This window comes from Dulcicalothrix desertica PCC 7102 (assembly GCF_003991905.1).
In the GTDB taxonomy this organism is placed as follows: Bacteria; Cyanobacteriota; Cyanobacteriia; order Cyanobacteriales; family Nostocaceae; genus Dulcicalothrix; species Dulcicalothrix desertica.
In genome coordinates this window covers 245,503-267,927 of the sequence record NZ_RSCL01000012.1, presented here as the reverse complement: position 1 = coordinate 267,927, position 22,425 = coordinate 245,503, and the positions used below count along the sequence as shown (strand labels likewise).

The window sequence follows — 22,425 nt, the reverse complement described above, 5'->3', positions numbered from 1 at the left end:
TCTTCTGACTTGGTAGCGTTATCTATGGTTCGTTTTTGACACGGCAAAATGCCTTCCAAGCCAGAGCTTAAGCGTACCTTCTACCCCTGAAGGTGGTAATTTTTACGTTCTAGACGTAGTGCTGCTGTTCTAAACTTGGGCAGCAACCATCCCAAATTTAAAGCATCTTGCACTGTCTTACCCATAGAATGTAAATACCGGATCGTTCGATCCAACAACACTTCAAGTACTTCTTGAGTTTTCATTCCAACTAATAGGTCGCTGTCGGAACCTCTAAACTCAATTTCCTTGCTAGCATTGTGATCAGCTTGAATTTCGTCCCCCGTATAACGGATAAAACTGTCTCCAATCCTCGACCCCAATAGAGTACGAGTAACTGAATCAGTTTGCGACGAATATGCAGGGTTTACCGCCTTCACAATACACCCTCTTTCTTTAGCGATTTGTTCTAAAGAAACTTGTAACTCACCCTTCATCCATTGATTTAGTTTCCGGTTTGTAGCTTTGGAATTGTTCTTATTTTTGATGGGTGAGGTTAAATCTTCTGCACAAATAATTAATGGTTTTTTTATTACTCGGCGTAGGTCGCGACGAATGAAATTTTGTATTGTCGCTTTTTCCTTTTTAATTTTTTTAGACTTGACTTTATAGCCGAGATTATTTTGCCAGATACGTTTTGATATTTCTGTATTTTCAATCCGAAAAGCGTAGCAACGTATTCGGTAACGATTTTTATTCGTTTGCGTTATCCGAAGAGTTTTTGCCGTCATTAACTTACCAATACCATCAGCAATTTTTTCTCCATAAGATGTGTAAAATCCCTCAGTATATCCTTTATCTACTCCAATAGTTTCTGTTGGTTCAGCATGAGTAGAGTTATAAGAGCGTGTTCTGGTGCTGTGAATTGCTAACTGGTTTTGTTCCGAGCGGATTAAACGAATTTGACCTCGAATAATTTGTCTGGAACGGCAGATTAAAACTATCCGTTCCCTGGCATTCAATCCATAGACTTCTAATTTAACAGAGTGACGATTGATTCGGGTACAAGTGTAACCTTGCCCTTGATAAACAATTTGGTTACGTTTATAAGTGTGTCCTGGAATATAATATTTACGATACTGACGATGCAGCCAATTATCACCTGTTGGGTCAACATCTAACAACCAGAGTAGACGGTCTCTTTCCTTCTCGACATCACACTTGGGATAATGAGTGTATGCAACCTCTCTAAGGACGCCATAAAAAAGTTTATTGGCAAGCGCGCGCGTTCCTCTTTCCCCTCTGAACCTTTATGAATATTCAGAGATTTTATCTCAGATTCTACCAATGCTTTATTCTTTTCAATCCAAGCAATTCGTTGACTTTGATTTAATTGCATTGGATACTTCTGCCAAATAATATTTCTAATTATTACTTTCGCTGCTTCTTGAGAAGCAATAATATTTTTTATTGTATCGTTAACTGCCCATTCACGGACTTTCCGCGTTTTGTCTAGCTGCGGTACTTCTCGGTCTAAAATTGAAACAAATTCTGAATTTAGAGACAAGTTCATGACAGATTTCCAGTCTATGCCCCACCCTAATAGAGAGCCATATTTATTATAAGATATCGCTCTAGCAATTCCACAATGATTCATCAATATTTCTACCTGCTCATAGTCAGAACAAGAAACAATAGGTAATACGATTGTGTAGGTTTCAACATTTGTTTTTACCGTTTGTTTTTTCGCTTGTGCCATTTTGCAGATTTAACACCCTTTTATTAACTGATAATATTCTATGACAAAACATGCTCTAAAAGCAAGAGCATAAATGTAAAATTTTCTCAAGTATTATTCTGAAAACTACTCCGAGGTTAAAGTTACTTGAAAGTAAATAAAAAACGAGATATAACTCATTCTAAATATATATACAGTAATTGTTATGCAATATTTATTACACAGACTTTAACAATTTGAGCCTGCGGTAAACCAGTAGAGGAGCGGCAGGGAAACCCGCGCTTTCTTAAGTGGTTCGGAGCGCTCGCTCGTTTAGAGTGGTCAACTCGCGTTCTGAAGTATAATACTGTAATTAAAGTTTCTATATCAGAGAGTAATTTTTCATGCACAAGAATGTAATTGTACATAATGCACACGCAGGCTTAGATACTTCTGTATGCCAAGGGCGTGCAAATTTTAACCATGAAAGCTTGCCAGCAAACAACGTGCGAAAAAAACTATCCACTTGTCTGGTCATCCTAACATTTGCATAGATTTTCGTAGATTTAATCTCAACTGCGGCACCGCTTGATGCTTTGCGTCGCGAGACCAATATAATAGTGCAAGAGCCAGTGCAAAACTTAGAGGGTAGATGGGTAACACAAGTGTTGGCAGATGATACCCAAGATATTTTTAATTGTTCATTGCGGGAGTTGGATTGATGGCTGTGTCTCTAATAAGGAGCGAACGCCGCAACAAGCTCATAATCTTGACTCATTAATGGCTCAACTGCATCGCCACAGTAGTCAATGAGATTTACCACAAAATTTTGTCCGCCCAGTATTTGATGAAAATCTTTTTCGTACAGCACTTGAAGCATTTTATCCAGCAGTAACAATGAGTTTAGTTTTGCCTGAGCATTACAAGATGCTTACAGTGGCAGCCGAAAAGATTGTTGCCATGATGAAAACGTTGGGTACTACACCTGATGTTTGGGGATTAATTCATGCAGATTTACATGACGGCAATTATTTATATTACAACGAAGAAATTCAACCGATTGATTTTGCCCGTTGTGGCTTTGGACACTACCTTTATGATATTGGTGAGTCAATTCAGTATTTAATGCCTCAAGTGAGACCCTCATTTTTTGAAGGTTATCAAACTATTGGTAAGTTACCAGATGGCTATTTACAAGCAGTAGAAGGATTCTTTATCATGGCAACAATAGGTAATTACTCGTTTCATTTGAGCAATCCAGAAGAACATAAATCGATTTCTGATGATGTAGAACATATTGCTAAAACGCTGCTTCGTAAATATCTAGAAGACGAATCATTTTTGTTTGGATAATTTAGAGGTGCCGTATTATAAGCTTTTAGGAACAAACAAAACTTAATTTACTAAAGCTTCTATTGGATTTATAATTTTAAACGTCGATTTAGGATTTTACCTAGAGTTCGTAAGCGACTGTACAGTTACTTTGAGAAGTAACACAGAATTTTCTATGCATTTAGCTTTACATCTTTAAACCATAATCTTTTCCAGCGAAGAGATTTTTCCGAGACAGATAATGCACTTGGTGTAACTGATACTGCTTCTCCAAATACTGGATAGTCGGCACATAAATTTAAATTTACAGATGCATAGATTGAATCTTCAGATTCAAAGTAAACGCCCGCCAAGGTATTGCAATTACCACACAGGATAAATTTGGCTAACCCGCTACCTTGAGTATGGATATTAACAAGATTTGAATCATTAAAGAATATTTCAAGTAAGCCTTTTGGGTCAGACAGGTATTGTGCTTTATGCTTTACACAAAAGTCACATGTACAACAACGTGGAATTAATTCATTAGGAAAACATTGAAGAACAGCTTTATAAGAGATATTTCCACAAAGACACATTCCTTTTATTTGATTTTTGTTAGGTTTCATTAGAGCGCTTACATGTAAGGTCTTTGCATTATAGCCGACATTCCACACCCCCAGGTGCCATTAAACTAAAAAAAAGTTATGTTGGGTGTACACTCATTTGTTTATCAGTCGCTCTAATACTGTGCTTTAGGTTCGTGCAAACTCAACAATTATAGATGGGCAAGATATCCACCATCAACTGCTAAAACTTGACCAGTAACATATGATGCAGCATCGGATGCAAAAAATAAAACTGCACCAGCAATTTCAAATGGTTCTCCCCAACGACCAAGCGAAGTTCGTTTTGATAGCCATGTTGCAATTTCTTTATCTGCAACAACATCTAAATTGCTCTCAGTCGCAAAAAATCCTGGTGCAACAGCATTCACAGTGATACCATACATCCCAAGTTCAGCAGCCAGAGCGCGGGTTAATGCTTCGAGTCCCCCTTTGGCAATCGTATAAACGGTATCGCCCGCATCAGCTAACGGGCCTGCAATTGAAGTAATATTTATAATTCTTCCTTTACGATTCTCTATCATAAGTTGTGCGGCTTGACGAGACAAATTGAAAGGAGCAATTAAATTTGTATTGATAAGCTTATGCACCGAATTCATTTCAAATTCAAAAAGACCACGACGGTCGCGCATACCAACATTGTTTACAAGTATCTCTAAATGTCCATATTTTTCTTTAATATCACTGAAAGCTTTTTGAACATCTGTCTCTGAAGCAATGTCAAATTTTAATGGGGTAACTGTGGCGCCAGTAGAAGAGATTATCGCTACTGCATTATTTAAGCTTTCATCGCTTCGTCCGTTAATAATAACTGAAGCACCCGATAAAGCAAGTAATTTGGCAATTTCTAACCCCAAACCTCTTGTGGCGCCAGTTACTAAAGCAATTTTTCCAATGTAATGAAAAATTCGGTAGCTTCATAGGACATTAGCTTAATCAACATTGGTATAAATAACTTTATCATGCTACTGTGTTTTTTTACGCAGACAATTGCGTCCAAAGCGATTAACCGGCGGAATTGCGGCTAAAACTCTATAAAAAACTTAGGTTGAATAGCCTCGTAATAATTTGCACAAAAGAAGTCAAATCCAAAACATACCCCCACTAACCATAATGCTATAACAATGTCACGAGTTCGCTTCTGACCTAAACTGTCAACCAATTCCTTAAAGCTAGTTTTGTATAGGTTTTGGTGTTGGTAAAGCTCTGATTGCAATTTTAAGAAAATAATTATTGATGCGGTGCCCAACTTAGCATCTAAAGCAGCATCGAACAAACTCATTACATCATCAACTTTTTCTAACAAGTCCTCAAGTGTAGCATTTTTATTAGTAATTTCCTTTAAACAAGAACGATACTTATCTAATAAATCAGTGATATTATCGTTACTTGGGTAAAGCTTGCTAAGAATTTTCCCAAAATCATAAAAATAGCTAATATCAGTATTTGGCATGACTTCATGACGGGTATAGCACAATAAGTTTTCGATTAAGGCGCCATCTAAAGGAAATTCTTCACCACGGCTGTTTCGAGAGGCGCCTAACAAAGCATCATCCTTAATTGGGTTTATAGTATCTTGGTACTTATCTATATCTAATCCAGCAATTTTAAGTAATGATGTACCACCTAACAATGATAAAGATGACTGCCGTTGTTGAACAGAAGCATTAACATAACTCTCGAATATCGGCTCGGCTACGTTGATGTTGCTATCAACTCGCCCAATTAGTAAGCGTTTACCCCGTTCGGTAATTGGATAAACACAATCCAAATTGTGTATGGAAATATTGATAAATGCTGGTTGATTTTTCTCAAAGTTATACGGCGCCAATGAAGAATTATCTTCAACTTTTGCAATTAGTACTTCATAATCTTCATCATAGTCGGGCATTGCCTTTACTACTCGTGCTGCAATTTTATCTAGTTCAGAAACATTATTAATAAAGTCTACATCAAAAATTGGTATCAACCGAAACTTCATTATTTTCAATTCAGAACGACGATACCATAATAAAAATTCATTGTTAGTAAGCGGCAATAAATATTTCATTAGAAAAAGAAATCCTCCTCTGTAGCTACTTCAACTTGCTTCTTAATTGGTAGTTCAATTATTCGTAATAAGTTATCGGGTATACGGGTGATGTAGGAATGAGGTTTACCTGTATACGATAAATATAAGTTGAGTCGGCTTCTTGTTAACGCTACATAAAATAAGTTGTTGGCTATCTCTTTATCACTCCAAATATTTACATCCGCACATAAATTTGGTACTAATACCGTCTCAAAATCTAATCCTTTCACACTATGGTAAGTAAGTAAATGTACTTTTGATGAGTCGTTTAAATTACCACAGCCACCACCTAAATATTGCATGTTTAATCCACATTGAGATAGGTAGTCATTTAAGTCATTAAAGTCTTCTCCACCAAATCTATTTGTTTTTGGTTCCCATTCAGCAAAATTATGTAAATATAAAACAGCATCAATAAAGTCGAGTATATACTTTTTCTTTGACAATAATATTGCTGTGCTTACACGAGAATTAGCATAGTTTGAAGCTGTTTCAAATACATATTTAATTTCTTCGTTGACATCTAATGCTTTGGCTAAAGTAATATCAACGTTTCGTAGTTTAGAACGCGATGCTTTTTCTAGTTCATTACTTGGAAAAATTGCCTTTACTATTTCAATAGCTTTATTCGGCAAACGGTGTAAAATTTTTAATTCAATCGTAACAGCGTTGATTAATGATACCATAGCAGCTACGGGCATCCCATTATCGTATATTGATTGGGCGCCGTCGCCAGCTACTATTAGTTGACGACATTGGCTGTGCAGTAGTGATAAAACCTTTTCTGGTAAATCCTGTACCTCATCGACTAAAATCATATCATAGGCTTGAGGACTTTTCTCAAATGCACTATAAGTTTTTGCATCAACACCGCTGTTATTTACACTAGACCTTTGATTCGGCTTCGGAGCTAATATTTCATACAAACTAGCGGGTTGTGATGTAGAAGCATTCTTAATTTCAGGTGGAATACTCGCATTATACATATCCACTAAGGTTTTTGTATAACCTACTACACACACCCGCAATGCTGGATTTTGCTGTTTAGCTAAAATTAGGACATGCAGTAACAGAATAGATTTACCAGAACCTGCAAAACCTTTAATAAAAAAGTTTTGTCTGGGGTTTGCGAGAATACGATTAATAGTATCGCGCTGTTCAGCATCAAGTTTAGCAAACGGAATTAACCAAGACATGTAAAAATTAATCTCCAATTAAAATAACTTCGGTGAATTAGTCGGGTTGATTAACTTATTACTAAGATTTTGATTATTCTCCATTTGTGATGCTAGTAAGCTGTCTTCATCGTAAAACTTAGATTTAGCGCTTAATTCTAGTTTTCGCATCTTAACTGCTTTTACTACATCACTTTTACCTAAAGCTTCGGCGGCATTAATTAAGGTTTTATACGTCGATATATGTAATTTTTTATCCAAAAATGCTTTGTATAGAGAATCAAAAGCGCGCTGTACAAACTCTCTACCTCTAGCTTGCCGACTAGCATCTTTACGCATTAAATAACTGCCGTATGAAACCAAAGGAAAAACCAAATCTGGATTTAACGATAAAGACTTTTCCATTAACGACTCGTATTTACTGTAATCACCATTATTAGAATAAAGTATTGCCAGATTGGAAGCATTAATTGCGCTTTCGTCTTTTTCATAAGCTTTTTCACCCCAAGCGAGCGCTTGTTTTTTCTTATTTGACCAGTCGTAGTAACAACAAATAGATGTCTCGTACCGCTCGTTTTTATCCAACATTTGCACTAACTCTAACGTTTCAGCCGCGCGCAAATAATATTTAGCTTCCTTACAAGCTTCGACTAAATACAATAATCCTGGTACAGATGGCTTACCACCATTACGTGCTGTCATCTCGTTAGCTATTTTCTCAGCTTCAAAAACCAACCTTTCTTCGGTAGTTAGTTCTCGGTTCGCAAATGGGTTTACTAATGTGGAAACTACTTCATTGCCATTAATGCTAGCTGTGACAGATAACACTTTATCCTCACTCAACCCACAATTAACTCGTACCCATGTATTGGGAGCAAATGTTCCAGAATAAGTATCGGCATCAATAGTAATTACCGTCAATATCTTGTTTTCATTCCCGACACACAAAGGAATCTGAATTTTCTCTTGTTCGTTATCCCCAGTGCAAAAATCAAATTCCTTATTAGTGCTAGATATTTCTGTACCTGCTGCAATTAGCGTTTGTAATCCGTTACGGGTAATTAGTAAAATAGGTTCAGAGACTATGGGACGCACTAACGTCAAACCTAACCCATTCAGTAATAACGAGTTAACTGCGGCGCCAGTTGAAACATGCGAACGCAAATCACGAGGTATCTCAATCTCAACACCTGTAAAGTAGTTTGCTAAAGCAACCTGTACATAGGGGTTGCTACTACTGCCACCAATAAATAAAATTAAGTCTAAATCCGAATTATTTATCTCAGCTTTACGTAAACTCGATTCGATTGGCGCAAACACGCTAATATCGCCAGAGTCGGCGCCAACAAAAAAACTATCCATCACTTCATTAAACTCGCTGTAACTCATGCTTGGGTTGACGAAGTTTAATTTTTGTTTAGGTAAATCTACGTCTATAGAGCGATTCAATTCTAACCTTTGATTACTAGTTGCTATTGAAGGCAACCGATTAGATACCATTTGTGATGATACCGATTTACAAGCCAATATCTTCAAATCCTCGGCTGTCTTCTGTAACTTAGGAATAATTCGCTTGCTCAAGTCAGCACTTCTAAAGTCATCAAAGCTGCATTTGTTTTGTTTAAATAACTGTGGTAATAATATGTCGGTGACGATTCTCTTATCGATGTCATCCCCACCCAACGCCGTAAACTTAGATATAGCCAGGTTTTTACAAGTTAGTCCACCTGCTTCACTTCTACCAATTTCTAGTATTGACACATCTAGCGTGCCGGCGCCCCAGTCAAAGACAAGAATTTGTAATGGTGACGACTCTGGTATATTTAAACTACCCAGTCCATTTAAGCTCGATTCAGCTAAATAACTCAAAAATGCGGCATTCGGTTCATCAATTAGTAACTTACCATCAAGCTTAATTCCGGCATCAGATAGAGCAGATAGTAAACTTGTACGTTGGTTAGATTCAAATGAAGCAGGTACAGATACCGAATAACGAATATGTGATGGCAAACTGTGTTGCCTAACATAGTCCTCAACTTGATTTTTCAAAAAGTGGAAGAATACGCGCGCTGCATCTTCGGGTTTTTCAATTGTTGTACTTGGATGTCCGGCGGGTAATCTACTATTGTAGTAAACGGGACCTAAGTCCTCACCTAGACCCATTTTGAATGAAGCCCACAGGTTAATGCCTTGCTGTAATTGGCTTTTTAATGATGAGGCGCCTACACCGATAAATAGTTGTTCTTTATACCAAGCAATTACAGTTGGGACTAAGTGCGATTCGTACAGGCGCCCGTCTTCGAGCAACTGCTGCACAGGCATAGCATAAGTCTCAATCGGTACACTATCATTACCAAGTATCGAATAACTAATGGTAGTTGTGCTTGTGCCAAAGTCAATACCTACATAAGTAGTATTACTTAACTGTTCTTGAATACTATCTTGGGCTAACCTAACACCCATAACATTACTCAAACTTAATGCTGAACTCATACATTAAAATTTTTGTATAATCTAAAAAATTCTAGCAGAATAAATCAACTGCCTACATAACGTCATGTCAATATTTTATTTTTAATTTATTACGACGGAATAATTTTGGCACTGTCATACTCAGATACTGCTAACTTTATTAAAAATAATACTCATTTTTAGTGCTTACGTAATAATGGTATTGACTAAACCAGTTAAGCAGATAAGCATTTAAAAGTGTTGGTACAGCTTTGATGGCAATTGGCACTCTTTTCTCAAAATCCTAATTGGCAACACGTCTGTAGCAAACATCACATACTTTATCAAACTAAAATAGAAATGCCAAGGCGCCGATGCCGTGTGTAAGGTAAAAATTAAAGCATACTTCGATTTGCGGGTAATGGTGCCTCCTAGGTTAATTACCCTTGAGTTCTTGTAATTAATAAGTTAATGCATTAGTACTGCTAGTAATGTGGCGCTATTACTTACAAACTTCTGAACGTGATGTTTTGCGATTCATCCGAAATTGTCATTAGAATTGACTTGCAGAAAGGACTTCCCGAACGGCAATTTTTGCCGTTCGATAAATACTCTTAGTTGATAATGAATTTATTGCACACAATAATACTGATTAGGAAAACTAATGTTTAGCTGACAATAAATAGTTGTAATATAAAATAAATTTGTAAATCAATTTAAAGCAGAAGTGTGGGTGCTAGGCGGGAGCGAAAGATAAGTCATATTAAAAGTTATTGATTTGAAAAAGTTATGATTTTTCCGTATGAAACCGAGCATTATTGCAATACAGTTGAAGGTAATGTAGTTTTAGTCTCAACGCTATGGGTCGATATTATCTACACTATTGGCGCCATTGAAAAGGATAAGTTGAGTGAGGATTATCCGCCTAACCTTGAAAATATTATGGAAGGAATAGGCTGTCATGACTCAGAGGTAATTCTTGAGTTTATAGATGACTTGGTTAGTGATGGCTTTATCATAAACAGTAATGATTGTTGGTATTTAACAGAAAAAGGTTGCGAATTTTCACCTTTCATCAAATAGAGTCGCAATACTTAGTCATTATTCAGAAAATTTAATACCTTGAATTAAGCGTTATTACCCGGATAGTGGTGAACTGGGAATGTAAAAGGTGTTTGTGCTAAAAATATACCGTTTTACTACACCATGCGCTCTTTATTTAAAGTAGTTTTACTTCTGAGTCTACCTTATGCTACTTTTTTACCGTTTCCTGAAGCACAAGCAAAAGTCCCCAGTCAAACTTGTGTTACCTTATCGGATTCAGACCTAGGTTATGTTAATTGGTATCCTCCAAATCCTTTGCCAGTCAGTGTTGCAACAGATGCTGTTGGGCGCCGACTTGCAAAACTAGAAGCTATTGCAGCCTCACCGAGTTCTTTAAATTTAACTATAGAGCGAGAGTTAACACAATGGTTATTCGAGAAACCAGACCTGGGTGGAGCTGACATTGGTTCAAGAGCTAGGATGCACGGATTGCTCAAAGTACTACCCAACAATCAAAAACCTAAACTCGTTGCAATTTTTGACCAATTAGCTTTGCGAATAGAGAAGTTACCATCGCCAAGTTTACGGGCAGAAATGACTGGTAAATTAGCAAGCTATTACCAAAAATTACAGGGTAATGAACGTGCGGCTCAATTTCTTAACCGCGCGATTACCAAAACATTAAACTCCACCGATAAGCAAGTTCGTGCCGTTCAATTAACTAAGCTTCTTGATGCGGTTGTGGAGCTAAAGCTATCCAAAGCTATTGCTCCGCAGTTGCCGCAAATTGAACGCGCGCTCCAAAGCAGCACCCCAAGTGTATCTTTAGCTCGCGCGTTTGCCGACAACAATCAATCACAAAAAGCGCTCAAACTTGCCGACCGTTTTGCCAAAGCTACGAAAGCTGAAAAAATCGTTAATTCCGACTTAATTACATTATATTTACAATTAAATAAATTAGAACTCGCCAACCAAAATTTAAAAAGAATTTCTCCTGCCAATGATGCTGCCTATGGACGTTTAGTTGCTGCTTACGACCGCGCCAAACAGACCAAACTTGCTGATAAACTATTTAAAGATGGATTTGACTCATTTTTCGATACAGTAAAAAACGACGCATTTTTAGATGGTTATTTAAAAGCTGGTGGCAATCCTGACCGTTTATTTACAGGAGTGCCAGTACTTCAAGCAGTGGGTGTCATAGACCTGCGTGGTGACTATTCGTTGCGAGCGGCTGGTGAATATCGGCGCCTTAACCAACCTCAAAAAGCTCAAAGAGTAATTGCAGAATTTGTACAACTAGCAGCAGCTAACAATTTAGTTATTGATGACATTTTAATGGCAGCAATTACAGATGGTAATCAACAAGAAGCCAAAGCAGCTTTCCAACAATTGCTTGAAAAAGGCGCCTTTGTAAAAGTAGAACCACCTATTAACTTTGCTACTCAAATTAATGCACTTGATCAAATTGCACCTTTTATTAAGCGTGCGTCGAAAAATAATGAGCGTCGCATTGAGTTACTTCAATCTCTAGCACTTGCCTATGCAAAACAACAGCAAGCCAACAAAGCTGTCTCAATTGCAGAGCAAATTCCGCGCCGAAGTCCAGAATATTCTACCGCAATTGATACATTGGCACAAGTTGCCGCAGTATTTGGAAAAAGTGGTCAAAAAACTGAAGCTACTACAATATTTGCTAAAGCTTTAAGCTTGTCATCAAATATCAAAGAATTAGATACTCGTGCAATGGCATATACAGCAATTGCTCGCGCTTATACTGATGCTGGAGATACCAGTGCTGCAGAAACAACCCGTCAAGCCGCTGTTAAATTGGCTCTATCACTACCCAATGACCCAAATTTAAGCGTTAATGCCAATTATATGTTGTCCTTAATTTCGCAACAGTTTTTAAATGCGAATCAAGTAGAAGCAGCTTGGAAAATGCTTCAGGAAATTCCCAAGGATGCTTATAAAAACACAAATACTAGTAATCTAATATCCACAGCGTTGGCGTTAGGTAATTTATCTATTGCCCAGCAAGCAGTTGATTTAGAGTATACCGATGGGCGCCTTTCATTATTTCCAGAAGAAGCATTTAAACTTGCTTCTTCTTACATTGGTCGTAACCGTCAAAAAGAGGCAATTAAACTTCTTGACCAAGCTGCTGACGTAATGAATAAGCAACTCAAGCCTGAGCCTAGCTACCTAATCTCAATAGTGCGATTGTATGCTCAAGCTGGACGTATTGATGCTGCCCGTCAGATGCTATCAAAGCTACCATCGTCTTATACTGGTTTGCGGCAAGAACTCCAGCAATATATAGATTGTCACCAAAAAGCTTAGTTCCTTATAATTTATATTTAGGTTTGGCAATTGCTTGAAATACTTTACTTAATCCCCAACCAGCAAACCCGCCTATAATAGCGAAAACCAGGCTTAACAGTAACGACTGGGTGAATGGATGCAGACGACTGCCGAAGAATAGTATAGGTTTTGGCGGTTGTTGCTGGGGAATTATGTAGGTAGCTGCGCTAATACCTACTTGTGCGGCGCCTAAGCCAAAGCCAAGAATTGCTATACCAGTTTGCAAATTACGGTCGCGTATTTTATCAGCTTCCTCTTTTTGACTTATAAGCGATTGAGTAGCACGGTCACTCTCGGCTTGTTCAATTTCAATCCGCCCCTGAATTGCTGTCAAAGCTTTTTCAAGTAATGCGGCACCGTGTTGAAAATAGCCTAAATCTGACTGAATTTGTTCACTAAAAAGGCGGCAATCTTCTTCAACAAAACGCGATAATAAGCTGAGGTCTTCGTTTGGATTTAGGTTTTGTATATCTCTAATTTCTCGCCTGTAATTCTGAGCATTGATGTCAATTGTTAGGCGATAATGGTCTAAGTCGCGGATTAGCCGAGAATAAGCTAAATACTTTTGAGGAATATCTTTAAGATGTTTTTTACATTGGTTTAAATCTTCTTGACTAATGCTTTTATCAACAGGCATCTCTTGGAGAATGCTATCGATGTATGGCTCGATATTTTGATAATCTTGACGAACAACTTGATATACATGACGGCTAAGATGATATGCTGTGACAACTTTATGATAATAGCAATATAAATTAACAAACTGGGAATAACAATCTACAAACTTTTCACTAGTTGCTGGTTCACAAAATATCCAAATTAGTATATGAGAGTAATTTTTATTTTGGCTAGGAACACCATACTCAAAAATTGGACTGCCGAATAATTGACCTTCTTGGTTGAAGTCAGGACAAAAATAATTACTAGGTATAAATTCTTTTAAGCAATTATTTGCTAAATCTCTGATTTGTTGACGATTTTGAGATGATTTCCAGGGCAACCACTGTTTTTCTGGTGTGTACCAAACGGTTAAAAGTATAGTTTGACCAAGAGAACTACCAATTTCATCGGGCATTAAACACCCAGAAGGGTTTAGAAGTTTGAGAAAATGTATGTCTACTGGCTTTGTCTTAATTTGATTATTATTATCATATTCAAATTCGGGACGGCGAAGGTTTAGGGTAAGTGCATATGTATCTTGAATGCGTAGGGGAGTGGCAAACCCAGTGATAGGTAAAGGTGTGCTATTTAAGTAAACTTGACTATCAAAATTGAGAGCTACATTATCATCAGTTTTATCTTTCAGTAGGTCAACTCGGTATCCTTCTTGTTCTTCAATTTCTAGTGATGAAGCTATTTTTAGTTTTTGAGAGAGAATATTATTGCATTTGTCCCAGAGTAAATTATGTGGATTGGTTACTTTCAAATGAAAAGCAAATAAATGAACATTGGGAGCATAAATCTTCTGGGGCATTTCTCTTACCTGATTTAAATATTATTTGCTACCTTGGTTCTGGTTTACATTTGCAAGTTTTTCTTTTACCTGCTGGCTCAATTCTTGGAAGAAGTTGCTGGTACGTTGATTTTGGTTAGCTTGGGAAGGTTTGACTTTTTTGACTTCCGCGCGATCACTCGAAAAGTTCCTCAGTGCATCGCGAATAGGTCGTCGTGCTTTACACCAATCTCTAAGTATTTCATCAGCGTCATCTGGAGGGTTGCTCTCCAAAGGAGCTAAAGTTTCCAGCAAATCTTGGAGGTCGTCAGTAGAAAACAGTTCGGGTTTAGTTTCGAGAATCACAGGAAGAAATTGCAGTAAAGAGTCAGATGTCATAATCAAAGTTAAGATTTAGATTAAAAATTAGTTTCAGTATATAAGTTTACTGCCCAATAGCACAAAAAGCTGCCCACCAATAAGGGTCTTGGAATGGTTGTTCATCAAAATCAAATATGTCTAACTCTTTATCAATCTGTCGAGACAGTTCTGGTATTAATTTTAACTGGCTTGCCCATTTTTGTAATTCGACCCCGGTGGCGCCGCGCAGCCAAATTTGGGCTTGGTTAAGGGCAAGGGTGACAGTTAAGCCAGCTTTGAGATTTTGGTAAAATTTTATCATCAATAAGCTGGTAGAAAGGTCATCAACATTCCACAAAGAACTAACAACACTGGGACTACCTGCAAGTAGAAAACCACTTGGTAAACCAATGTATTCATCGCTGGTGTTGTAGAAATCAATTAATCCAGTTTCGCAAGCTGAGAGGGTAACAAGGCGACATTGTTCTAAATTGAGGCTGAATATATTATCTAATGTGAGACAGTTTTCCAAATCATGGATTTCTGAGTCTCTTAAATTGAGATAACGTTCTGCATCTGCGTTTTTAAGAACGGAAGCGACGGGAGCATCTGCCAGTATAAGGGCAGATTTGCGAGGATTGGTCGAGTTAAAGTAACCATGACAACTAAAGTGAGCGCAGTGGACAGCGTTGAGGGGAGCATTATTGATGGCGGCTTTGGTAGCTGCTGCTTTTTCTAGAACATTAGCTGATTGAAAGTAGCTTGTTATGGCTTGCACTTCTAAATCGGTAAAGGTGAGATCGCCTGTAGGATTTTGGATGGCGAACAGATGGGTAAAGTTAGGGCGTTGTCGTTTTTGTGCTAGTTGCAATAGCTGACAACTAGGAGCATAGCTAACACCTTGAGGGAACAGATCGAGGAGGCAAACTTTTTTACCTTGGTGGGATAACGGCAATGCATGAAGGGGTAAAAGATGCAAGAACGTATGCGGGATGAGAATTAGACGCTCGCACTGTGGAGGCAACTGCTCAATTATCTCATTCAAATGCAAAATCTTTGCCAATTCCTCTAGTTGCGGGGTTAGCTTCTGGCGCCAGTTGCGGTTGTTTTTTTGGTTGTAATCGTCCAGATAAGCACTCCACCAATTAATCAAAACATTTATGTCATTGGCTGTGTGCCAAATATTAACCTCACTCCGAAGTTCACCTTGCCTCAAAGGTGAGGAAGGTAATGATGATTTTTCTCCCGCTTTAGAACCAGAAAACTCTGTTGAGGGATTAGGTTTGATGATGAAGGTGTAAATTTTATTAAGGATAATATACCACTCAATAATTGCAGTGTGGTCATCTAGGGCTGCCTGAAATTGGTCAAACTTAAAGCCAGAACCAATAGGCAGATAAAGGTTTTGCAATTCGTTGCGCCGCTGTCGCAGTTCTTCAAGATGTCGTGCTAAGACTATTGGGTTATGAGCTTCGGTTTTCTGGATTTGGTACTGACTGATAGTTATTTGGTCTTGGAGTTGTTGCAATTTACTCGCAATTTCTGGAGGAAAGATGTTGTTTTGGTCGCGGTTGAGGATAAGTTCTACCAAGTTACGGGTTTTGCTGCGCTCAACGTATTCTATTGCTTGGGTAATATTGCCTAGCTCCAAGCACACTTCTACCATTTTGGTGTAGGGAAGATACCATTTCTCTGCTAGTTTTTGTTTAGCTTCATCCCCAGAGATAATTTCTCCCCGCAGAGATTCTACTGTTTCAATCGCAGCTGCAAAGGTATCGTAGGCAAGAGTTAGCTGGTTGTTTTCTCGGTAAAGAATTCCAAGGCCGAATAAAGTTCGGGCATGATCTTCGGGCAGGGCATCGCGGGTACAAATTTCCAAGGCATTTTGGTAGTAGCCAATCGCCGCTTCCAGATTTTCTGCCTTGTCTCCTTTAATTCTGTTAGCATAGGCAATAGCCAAACTATTTTGAGTCATTGCCCAATCAGTAGGAAATGCTTCACGGGTACGGACAAGCAGTGCTGCTTGGTAATACCCAATCGCCGCTTCGATATTTTCTGCCTTGTCTCCTTTAATTCTGTTATGGTAGGCATCACCCAGATTATGTTGAGCCGTTGCCCAATATTGAGGAAACGCCTGACGGGTATAGATAAGCAGTGCTGCTTGATAATAGCCAATCGCCGCTTCGATATTTTCTGCACTATCTCTTGTGCTTCTGCTATTATAAAGTGCGCCCAAATTAAGTTGAGTCCTTGCCCAATCAGTAGGAAATGCCTCACAGGTATAGACTTGCAGTGCTGCTTGGTAGTAACCAATCGCCACTTCCAAATTTTCTACCTTGTCTCCTTTGATTCTGGCATTGTAGAAAATACCGATATTATGTTGAACATGTGCCCAATCTTGAGGAAATGTGTTGCGACTAAAAACTTGCAGTGCTGCTTGTGAGTGATAAATTGCCGCTTCGAGATTTTCTGCATTATCTCCTTTGATTCTATTATTATAGGCTAAGGCCAGATTATGCTGAGTTCTTGCCCATTCAGTGGGAAATGCGTCATGAGTAAAAACTTGCAGTGCTGCTTGTGAGTAATAAATTGCCGCTTCGAGATTTTCTGCCTTGTCTCCTTTTATCCTATTATTGTAAACAGTAGCTAGATTATTTTGAATCTCTGCCCAATTTTTAGGAAATTTATCACGGGTAATAACGATAGCGGCGACTTCGTAGCTCGCGATCGCAATCTCCAAATTACTGGCTATACTCCCCAGTCGGAACTGCTGGATCAAGGAGCCGAAACTGGAATGAAGCATGGCAATAATTTCTGCATCTGCTGAATCTGCTTGTTGCAGTAATGGTGATCCCCGGTATCGTAAGAAAATAGCAAAGTTATCATCTATTTTATCTAGGTTTTTTTGCAACAGGGGGTATAAAACTTGCGAGTCTAAGCTGCTGTTCATTACTTCTAAAAGGAAATCTTTGTCGAAGTCAGGATTTGGAAGATTGGTTATTTCACTGTGGCTACCTTTCGCTTCAGGATTTTTTGCCTTGTCTGCTTCGATTTTTTGACGGTAAGCATTATTTAGATCATCTTGAGTCGCTGCCCATTCACTGGAAAATCCGTCACGCTTAAAAACTTGCAGTGCTTGAATGAAGTAGTCAATCGCCACTTGGAGATTTTCTGCTTTGTCACCTTTGATTCTTTTAGTATAGGCATTAGCTAGATTGGATTGAGTTATTGCCCAATTATAAGGAAATGCCTTATGGGTATAAACTTTTAGTGCTTGGGTATAATAGCCAATCGCTACTTCCAAGTTTTCTGCTTTGTCACCTTTGATTCTTTTAGTGTAGGCATTAGCTAGATTGGATTGAGTTATTGCCCAATCAATAGGAAATACCTCATGAGTATGAACTTGCAGTGCTTGCTCGTAGCAGCGAATCGCCGCTTCCAAGTTTTCTGTCTTGTCTCCTTTAATTCTGGCGCCATAGGCATTACCCAGATGATTTTGAGTTTCAGCCCAATATTTAGAAGATGCCTGACGGGTATGGACTTGCAGTGCTGCATTGTAATAGCTAATCGCTGCTTCTAAGTTTTCTGCTTTGTCACCTTTTATTCTTTCAGTGTAGGCATTACCCATATTGTATTGAGTCATTGCCCAATCAGTGGGAAATGCCTTTCGGGTATAGACTTGCAGGGCTTGGTTATGGTAACCAATTGCCGCTTCCAAATTTTCTTCCCTGTCTCCTTTGATTTTATTACGGTAGGCATTAGCTAGACTACGTTGAATCATTGCCCAATATTTAGGAAATGCCTCACGGGTAAAAACTTGTAGTTCTGCCATGTAGTAATTAATTGCCACTTCAATATTTTCTGTTTTGTCTCCTTTGATTCTGTTTTTGTAGGCATCGCCTAAATTATGTTGAGCCATTGCCCACTCAGTAGGAAATGCCTCACGGGTAAGAACTTGCAGTGCTAGCGTGTAATAGTGAATTCCTATTTCTATATTTTCTGCTCCGTCTCCTTTGATTCTGTCAGCGTAGGCATTAGCTAGATTGTGTTGAACCTTTGCCCAATCAGTAGGAAATGCCTCACGAGTAGAAATTTGCAGTGCTGCTTGTGAGTGATAAATTGCCGCTTCGAGATTTTCTGCCCTGTCTCCTTGGATTCTTTGTCTGTAGAAAGCTCCCAGATTATTTTGAGCGTTTGCCCAATTAGTAGGAAATGCCTCACGAGTAAAAATTTGCAGTGCTGCTTGTGAGTGATAAATTGCTGCTTCCAAATTTTCAGCCATGTCTCCTTTGATTCTCTGACTATAGACAGTTCCCAGATTCATTTGAGTCCCTGCCCATTTAGTAGGAAATGCATCGTGGGTAAAGATTTGTAGTGCTGTTTGTAAGTGATGAATTGCTGCTTCCAAATTTTCTGACGTGTCTCCTTTAATTCTCTGACTATAGACACTTCCCAGATTCATTTGAGTCCCTGCCCATTTAGTAGGAAATGTCTGACGCTTATAAACTTGTAGTGTTTGGGTATAATGGTGCATCGCCACTTCAATATTTTCAGCCGTGTCTCCTTTAATTCTCCCACTGTAGACGGAAGCTAGATTATTTAGAGTTTCTGCCCAATTTTCAGGAGATTCTTCACAAGTAAAAATGGTGGCAGCAACTTCGTAACCGGCAATCGCAATCTCCATATTGCTGGCTATACTCCCCAAAGGAAAGTCCGAAATCAAAATGCTAAAATTGTAAATGGCGCCAGCAATAATGGAAGCTAGTTCTGAATCTATTTGTGACAGTTTTGCTGTTGCCCAGTCTCGCAAAACAGTAGCAAAGTTATCATCTAGTTTATCTAGATTTTTTTGCAACAGTGGGTACACGACTTGTGAGTTATTGTCGCTTTCGTTAGTTATCCGTAATATCTGTAAGAGGAATTCAAGTTGAGAGTCAGGCTTAGGGAATGGGGCTGCTTGGGAGTAGTCGATAGCCGCTGCTAGATTTTCAACTTTGATTTTTTCACGATTGGCAGTACGTAGATTAGCTTGAATTTGTGCCCACTCAGCAGGAAATGCCTCATGCTTATAAACTTGTAGTGCTGTGTTATAATAGCTAATCGCTGTTTGGAGATTTGTTGCCTTGTCTGCTTTAATTCTTTCACTGTAAGCATAACCCAGATTATGTTGAGTCGTTGCCCAATCAGTGGGAAATTTCTCACGGGTAAAAACTTGTAGCGCTTGGGTGTAGTAACTAATTGCAGTTTCCTTGTTTTCTGCTTTGTCTCCTTTAATTCTATCACTGTAAGCATAACCCAGTTTATTTTGAGTCTTTGCCCAATTAGTAGGAAATTCCTTACTGTTACGGACGTGCAGTTCTGCCATGTAGTGAGCAATTGCAGCTTCGATATTTTCTGCCTTGTCTCCTTTAATTCTGTTACGGTAGACTTCGCCCAGATTATTTTGAGTTGTTGCCCAATTTTGGGGAAATGCTTCACGGGTATAAACTTGCAGTGCTTGCGTGTAGTAGCGAATTGCCACTTCGAGATTTTCTGCTTTGTCTGCTTTGATTCTGTTAACGCAGGCATTACCCAAATTATATTGAATCTTTGCCCAACTAGTGGGAAATGCCTCAAGGGTAAAAACTTGCAGTGCTTGCATGTAGTAGTGAATTGCCACTTCGAGATTTTCTGCTTTGCCTGCTTTGATTCTTAGAAGGTAGCCATTACCCAAATTATATTGAATCTTTGCCCAACTAGTGGGAAATGCCTCAAGGGTAAAAACTTGCAGTGCTTGAGTGTAGTAGCCAATCGCAGTTTCCAAATTTTCTGCTTTGTCACCTTTGATTCTCTCATGATAGGCAATACCTAGATCATTTTGAGTATCTGCCCAATTAGTAGGAAATACTTCACGCTTGTAGACTTGCAGTGCTTGAGTGTAATAGCTAATCGCAGCTTCCAAATTTTCTGCTTTGTCTCCTTTAATTTTCTCACGGTAGGCACTACCTAGATTATATTGAGTATTTGCCCAATCAGTAGGAAATTCCTCGCAGATATGGATTTGGAGTGCTTGGATGTAATAGCTAATCGCAGTTTCGAGATTCTCTGCTCTGTCACCTTTGATTCTCTGATGATAAGTAATACCTAGATTCTTTTGAGTATTTGCCCAATTAGTAGGAAATATTTCACGCTTGTAAACTTGCAGTGCTTGGGTGTAATAGCCAATCGCAGTTTCCAAATTTTCTGCCTTGTCTCCTTTGATTCTCTCATAGTAAGCATTACCTAGATCATATTGAATCCCTGCCCAGACAGTGGGATATACGTCACAGGTACAGACAAGCAATGCTGCTTGTATATAGCCAATTGCTACTTCAAGATTTTCTGCTTTGTCTCCTTTGATTCTGTAATAGTAGGCAATAGCTAGACAAACTTGAATCTCTGCCCACTTTTCGGAAAATGTCTTATGTGTATAAACAGTTACAGCAACTTCGTAAAGAGCGATAGCAATCTCCTGGTTGCTAGCTATATTTCCCAAAGAAAACTGCTCAATTAAGGAGCTAAACTTTAGAACAAGCTCGGCAATAATTTGTGCTGTTTCTGAATTTAGCTGTGGCAGTTTTGCCCTTGCCCAGCTTCGTAAGAAAGTAGCAAAATTATCATCTAGTTTATCTAGGTTTTCTTGCAATAGTGGGTACACCACTTGCGAGTTTGCGTCGCTGTCGCTGATTGTACGCAATACCTCGAAGAAGAAATCTTCTTGGGAGTCGGAATTTGGAAGTGAGGAAGCTTGAGAGTCTCTAATAGCCGCTACCGGATTTTCAACTTTAATTCTTTCACGGTTGGCAATACCCAAATTATGCTGAATCTCTTCCCAATCAGTGGGAAATGCCTCACGGGTAAGAACTTGCAATGCTTTGGTGTAGTAACTAATCGCTGCTTTAAGATTTTCTGCTTTGTCTCCTTTAATTCTTTCATAGTAGGCATTACCTAGACGATTTTGAGTCTTTGCCCAATCAGTGGGAAATGCCTTACGCTTATAAACTCGCAGTGCTTGGGTGTAGTAGCTAATCGCGGCTTCGAGATTTTCTGCTTTGTCTGCTTTAATTCTCTCACAGTAGGTAATACCTAGACAATTTTGAGTTGATGCCCAAATAGTAGGAGATACTTTACGGGTAAAAACTTCCTGTATTTGGGTGTAGTAACCAATTGCTACTTCGAGATTTTCTGCTTTGTCTCCTTTGATTCTGTCATGGTAGGCAACAGCTAGACGATTTTGGGTAATTGCCCAATCATAGAGAAATGCCTCACAAGTCAAAACGGTAGCAGTTACTTCATAACCTGCGATGGCAATCTCTAGATTACTTGCTATACTTCCTAAAGGGAATTCCTGAATTAACAAGCTAAAATTGACAATACCTTTGGCAATAACTTGAGCTAGTTCCGGCGCCATGTATGGCAGTGTCGTTATTGCCCAGCTTCGCAAAAAAGTAGCAAAGTTATCATCTAATTTATCTAGGTTTTCTTGCAGTAGGGAGTACACGACTTGCGAGTTTACGTTACTGTCGTGGATTGCCTGCAATACTTGAAAGAGGAAGTCTTCTTGAGAGTCGTTATTTTTGAGTGAGGTTACTGTTTCCCCTTGTGTTTGAGGAGATTGGGGAACTATATTTATGGTTTGTGCAATTTGACTCGCCAAATTTCTCAACCAATCCGCTGTATTTTCAATTTTCTGCTCTGAGAATTTTTCTGCAAACTCTTCCAATGTCTCTAAAAAGTCAGCATCCAATAAATGCTGGTTTGCAGCTAAAATATCTTGTTCTTCCCCACTAGAACAACTTAGCAAACTAGTGATGAGGTTAGTATAGACTTGCTTTTGCCGTTCATTCATGGGTTGATGCGTTTTTGCGTAAGGTTAA

At 38.7% G+C, this 22,425-nt stretch carries 14 protein-coding genes; 3 read left to right on the top strand and 11 right to left on the bottom strand.

The window, feature by feature from the left end:
- Positions 1-80 precede the first annotated feature (80 nt).
- The 3 genes from DSM106972_RS25125 to DSM106972_RS53835 all read right to left on the bottom strand — a co-directional run bounded on the left by DSM106972_RS25125 (position 81) and on the right by DSM106972_RS53835 (position 2,576).
- A complete protein-coding gene (locus DSM106972_RS25125; RefSeq protein WP_233787466.1) occupies positions 81-1,163 on the bottom strand; it encodes a zinc ribbon domain-containing protein in 1,083 nt (360 codons plus the stop codon).
- Entirely contained in the window at positions 1,157-1,738 is a 582-nt protein-coding gene (locus DSM106972_RS53840) for a hypothetical protein (RefSeq protein WP_233787468.1), read from the bottom strand. The genes DSM106972_RS25125 and DSM106972_RS53840 overlap by 7 nt, the downstream gene beginning before the upstream one ends.
- A gap of 691 nt (positions 1,739-2,429) precedes the next feature.
- A complete protein-coding gene (locus DSM106972_RS53835; protein WP_233787469.1) occupies positions 2,430-2,576 on the bottom strand; it encodes a hypothetical protein in 147 nt (48 codons plus the stop codon).
- A gap of 17 nt (positions 2,577-2,593) precedes the next feature.
- On the opposite strand from DSM106972_RS53835, the gene DSM106972_RS53830 reads away from it, so the two are divergent.
- Positions 2,594-3,049 carry a phosphotransferase gene (locus DSM106972_RS53830; protein ID WP_233787475.1) on the top strand — a complete coding sequence of 152 codons (456 nt, stop codon included), beginning with the start codon at positions 2,594-2,596 and terminating at the stop codon, positions 3,047-3,049.
- 152 nt (positions 3,050-3,201) lie between these two features.
- On the opposite strand, the gene DSM106972_RS25115 is transcribed toward DSM106972_RS53830, so the two are convergent.
- From DSM106972_RS25115 to DSM106972_RS25095, 5 genes are all read right to left on the bottom strand, one after another.
- A complete protein-coding gene (locus tag DSM106972_RS25115; protein WP_127083261.1) occupies positions 3,202-3,636 on the bottom strand; it encodes an aldehyde-activating protein in 435 nt (144 codons plus the stop codon).
- 149 nt (positions 3,637-3,785) lie between these two features.
- Complete coding sequence (locus DSM106972_RS25110) at positions 3,786-4,490, bottom strand: SDR family oxidoreductase (protein WP_233787477.1); 705 nt, start codon at positions 4,488-4,490, stop codon at positions 3,786-3,788.
- Positions 4,491-4,657: 167 nt separating this feature from the next.
- Entirely contained in the window at positions 4,658-5,683 is a 1,026-nt protein-coding gene (locus DSM106972_RS25105; RefSeq protein ID WP_127083259.1) for a hypothetical protein, read from the bottom strand.
- On the bottom strand, positions 5,683-6,900 hold the full coding sequence (locus DSM106972_RS25100) for a 3'-5' exonuclease (RefSeq protein ID WP_127083258.1): 1,218 nt from the start codon (positions 6,898-6,900) through the stop codon (positions 5,683-5,685). Before DSM106972_RS25100 ends, DSM106972_RS25105 begins: the two co-directional genes overlap by 1 nt.
- 18 nt (positions 6,901-6,918) lie before the next feature.
- Positions 6,919-9,372 carry an Hsp70 family protein gene (locus tag DSM106972_RS25095; protein WP_127083257.1) on the bottom strand — a complete coding sequence of 818 codons (2,454 nt, stop codon included), beginning with the start codon at positions 9,370-9,372 and terminating at the stop codon, positions 6,919-6,921.
- A gap of 747 nt (positions 9,373-10,119) precedes the next feature.
- Between DSM106972_RS25095 and DSM106972_RS25090 the strand changes: the two genes are divergently transcribed.
- Together DSM106972_RS25090 and DSM106972_RS25085 are read left to right on the top strand one after the other, a co-directional pair.
- Positions 10,120-10,413: a hypothetical protein gene (locus DSM106972_RS25090; RefSeq protein WP_127083256.1), complete on the top strand. Its 294-nt coding sequence runs from the start codon at positions 10,120-10,122 to the stop codon at positions 10,411-10,413.
- Between the two features lie 123 nt (positions 10,414-10,536).
- Positions 10,537-12,717, top strand: a complete 2,181-nt coding sequence (locus tag DSM106972_RS25085) for a tetratricopeptide repeat protein (protein WP_127083255.1) — start codon at positions 10,537-10,539, stop codon at positions 12,715-12,717.
- 4 nt (positions 12,718-12,721) lie between these two features.
- Here the strand turns inward: DSM106972_RS25085 and DSM106972_RS25080 are convergent, their stop codons facing one another.
- Genes DSM106972_RS25080 through DSM106972_RS25070 form a run of 3 tightly spaced genes read right to left on the bottom strand, consistent with a single transcriptional unit; the run spans position 12,722 to position 22,397 of the window.
- Positions 12,722-14,212: a hypothetical protein gene (locus tag DSM106972_RS25080; RefSeq protein ID WP_127083254.1), complete on the bottom strand. Its 1,491-nt coding sequence runs from the start codon at positions 14,210-14,212 to the stop codon at positions 12,722-12,724.
- Between the two features lie 21 nt (positions 14,213-14,233).
- Positions 14,234-14,569 (bottom strand): hypothetical protein, encoded by a 336-nt coding sequence (locus DSM106972_RS25075; RefSeq protein WP_127083253.1) that lies wholly within the window; start codon positions 14,567-14,569, stop codon positions 14,234-14,236.
- Between the two features lie 46 nt (positions 14,570-14,615).
- Positions 14,616-22,397 (bottom strand): CHAT domain-containing protein, encoded by a 7,782-nt coding sequence (locus DSM106972_RS25070; protein ID WP_127083252.1) that lies wholly within the window; start codon positions 22,395-22,397, stop codon positions 14,616-14,618.
- Positions 22,398-22,425 lie beyond the last annotated feature (28 nt).

Excerpts from the sequence above, each read along its gene's own strand:
- DSM106972_RS53835 (WP_233787469.1), bottom strand. The coding sequence starts at position 2,576 with ATGCTTCAAGTGCTGTACGAAAAAGATTTTCATCAAATACTGGGCGGA.
- DSM106972_RS53840 (WP_233787468.1), bottom strand. The coding sequence starts at position 1,738 with ATGGCACAAGCGAAAAAACAAACGGTAAAAACAAATGTTGAAACCTAC.
- DSM106972_RS53830 (WP_233787475.1), top strand. The coding sequence starts at position 2,594 with ATGAGTTTAGTTTTGCCTGAGCATTACAAGATGCTTACAGTGGCAGCC.
- DSM106972_RS25115 (WP_127083261.1), bottom strand. The coding sequence starts at position 3,636 with ATGAAACCTAACAAAAATCAAATAAAAGGAATGTGTCTTTGTGGAAAT.
- DSM106972_RS25080 (WP_127083254.1), bottom strand. The coding sequence starts at position 14,212 with ATGCCCCAGAAGATTTATGCTCCCAATGTTCATTTATTTGCTTTTCAT.
- DSM106972_RS25095 (WP_127083257.1), bottom strand. The coding sequence starts at position 9,372 with ATGAGTTCAGCATTAAGTTTGAGTAATGTTATGGGTGTTAGGTTAGCC.
- DSM106972_RS25090 (WP_127083256.1), top strand. The coding sequence starts at position 10,120 with ATGATTTTTCCGTATGAAACCGAGCATTATTGCAATACAGTTGAAGGT.
- DSM106972_RS25070 (WP_127083252.1), bottom strand. The coding sequence starts at position 22,397 with ATGAATGAACGGCAAAAGCAAGTCTATACTAACCTCATCACTAGTTTG.
- DSM106972_RS25075 (WP_127083253.1), bottom strand. The coding sequence starts at position 14,569 with ATGACATCTGACTCTTTACTGCAATTTCTTCCTGTGATTCTCGAAACT.
- DSM106972_RS25105 (WP_127083259.1), bottom strand. The coding sequence starts at position 5,683 with ATGAAATATTTATTGCCGCTTACTAACAATGAATTTTTATTATGGTAT.
- DSM106972_RS25100 (WP_127083258.1), bottom strand. The coding sequence starts at position 6,900 with ATGTCTTGGTTAATTCCGTTTGCTAAACTTGATGCTGAACAGCGCGAT.
- DSM106972_RS25085 (WP_127083255.1), top strand. The coding sequence starts at position 10,537 with ATGCGCTCTTTATTTAAAGTAGTTTTACTTCTGAGTCTACCTTATGCT.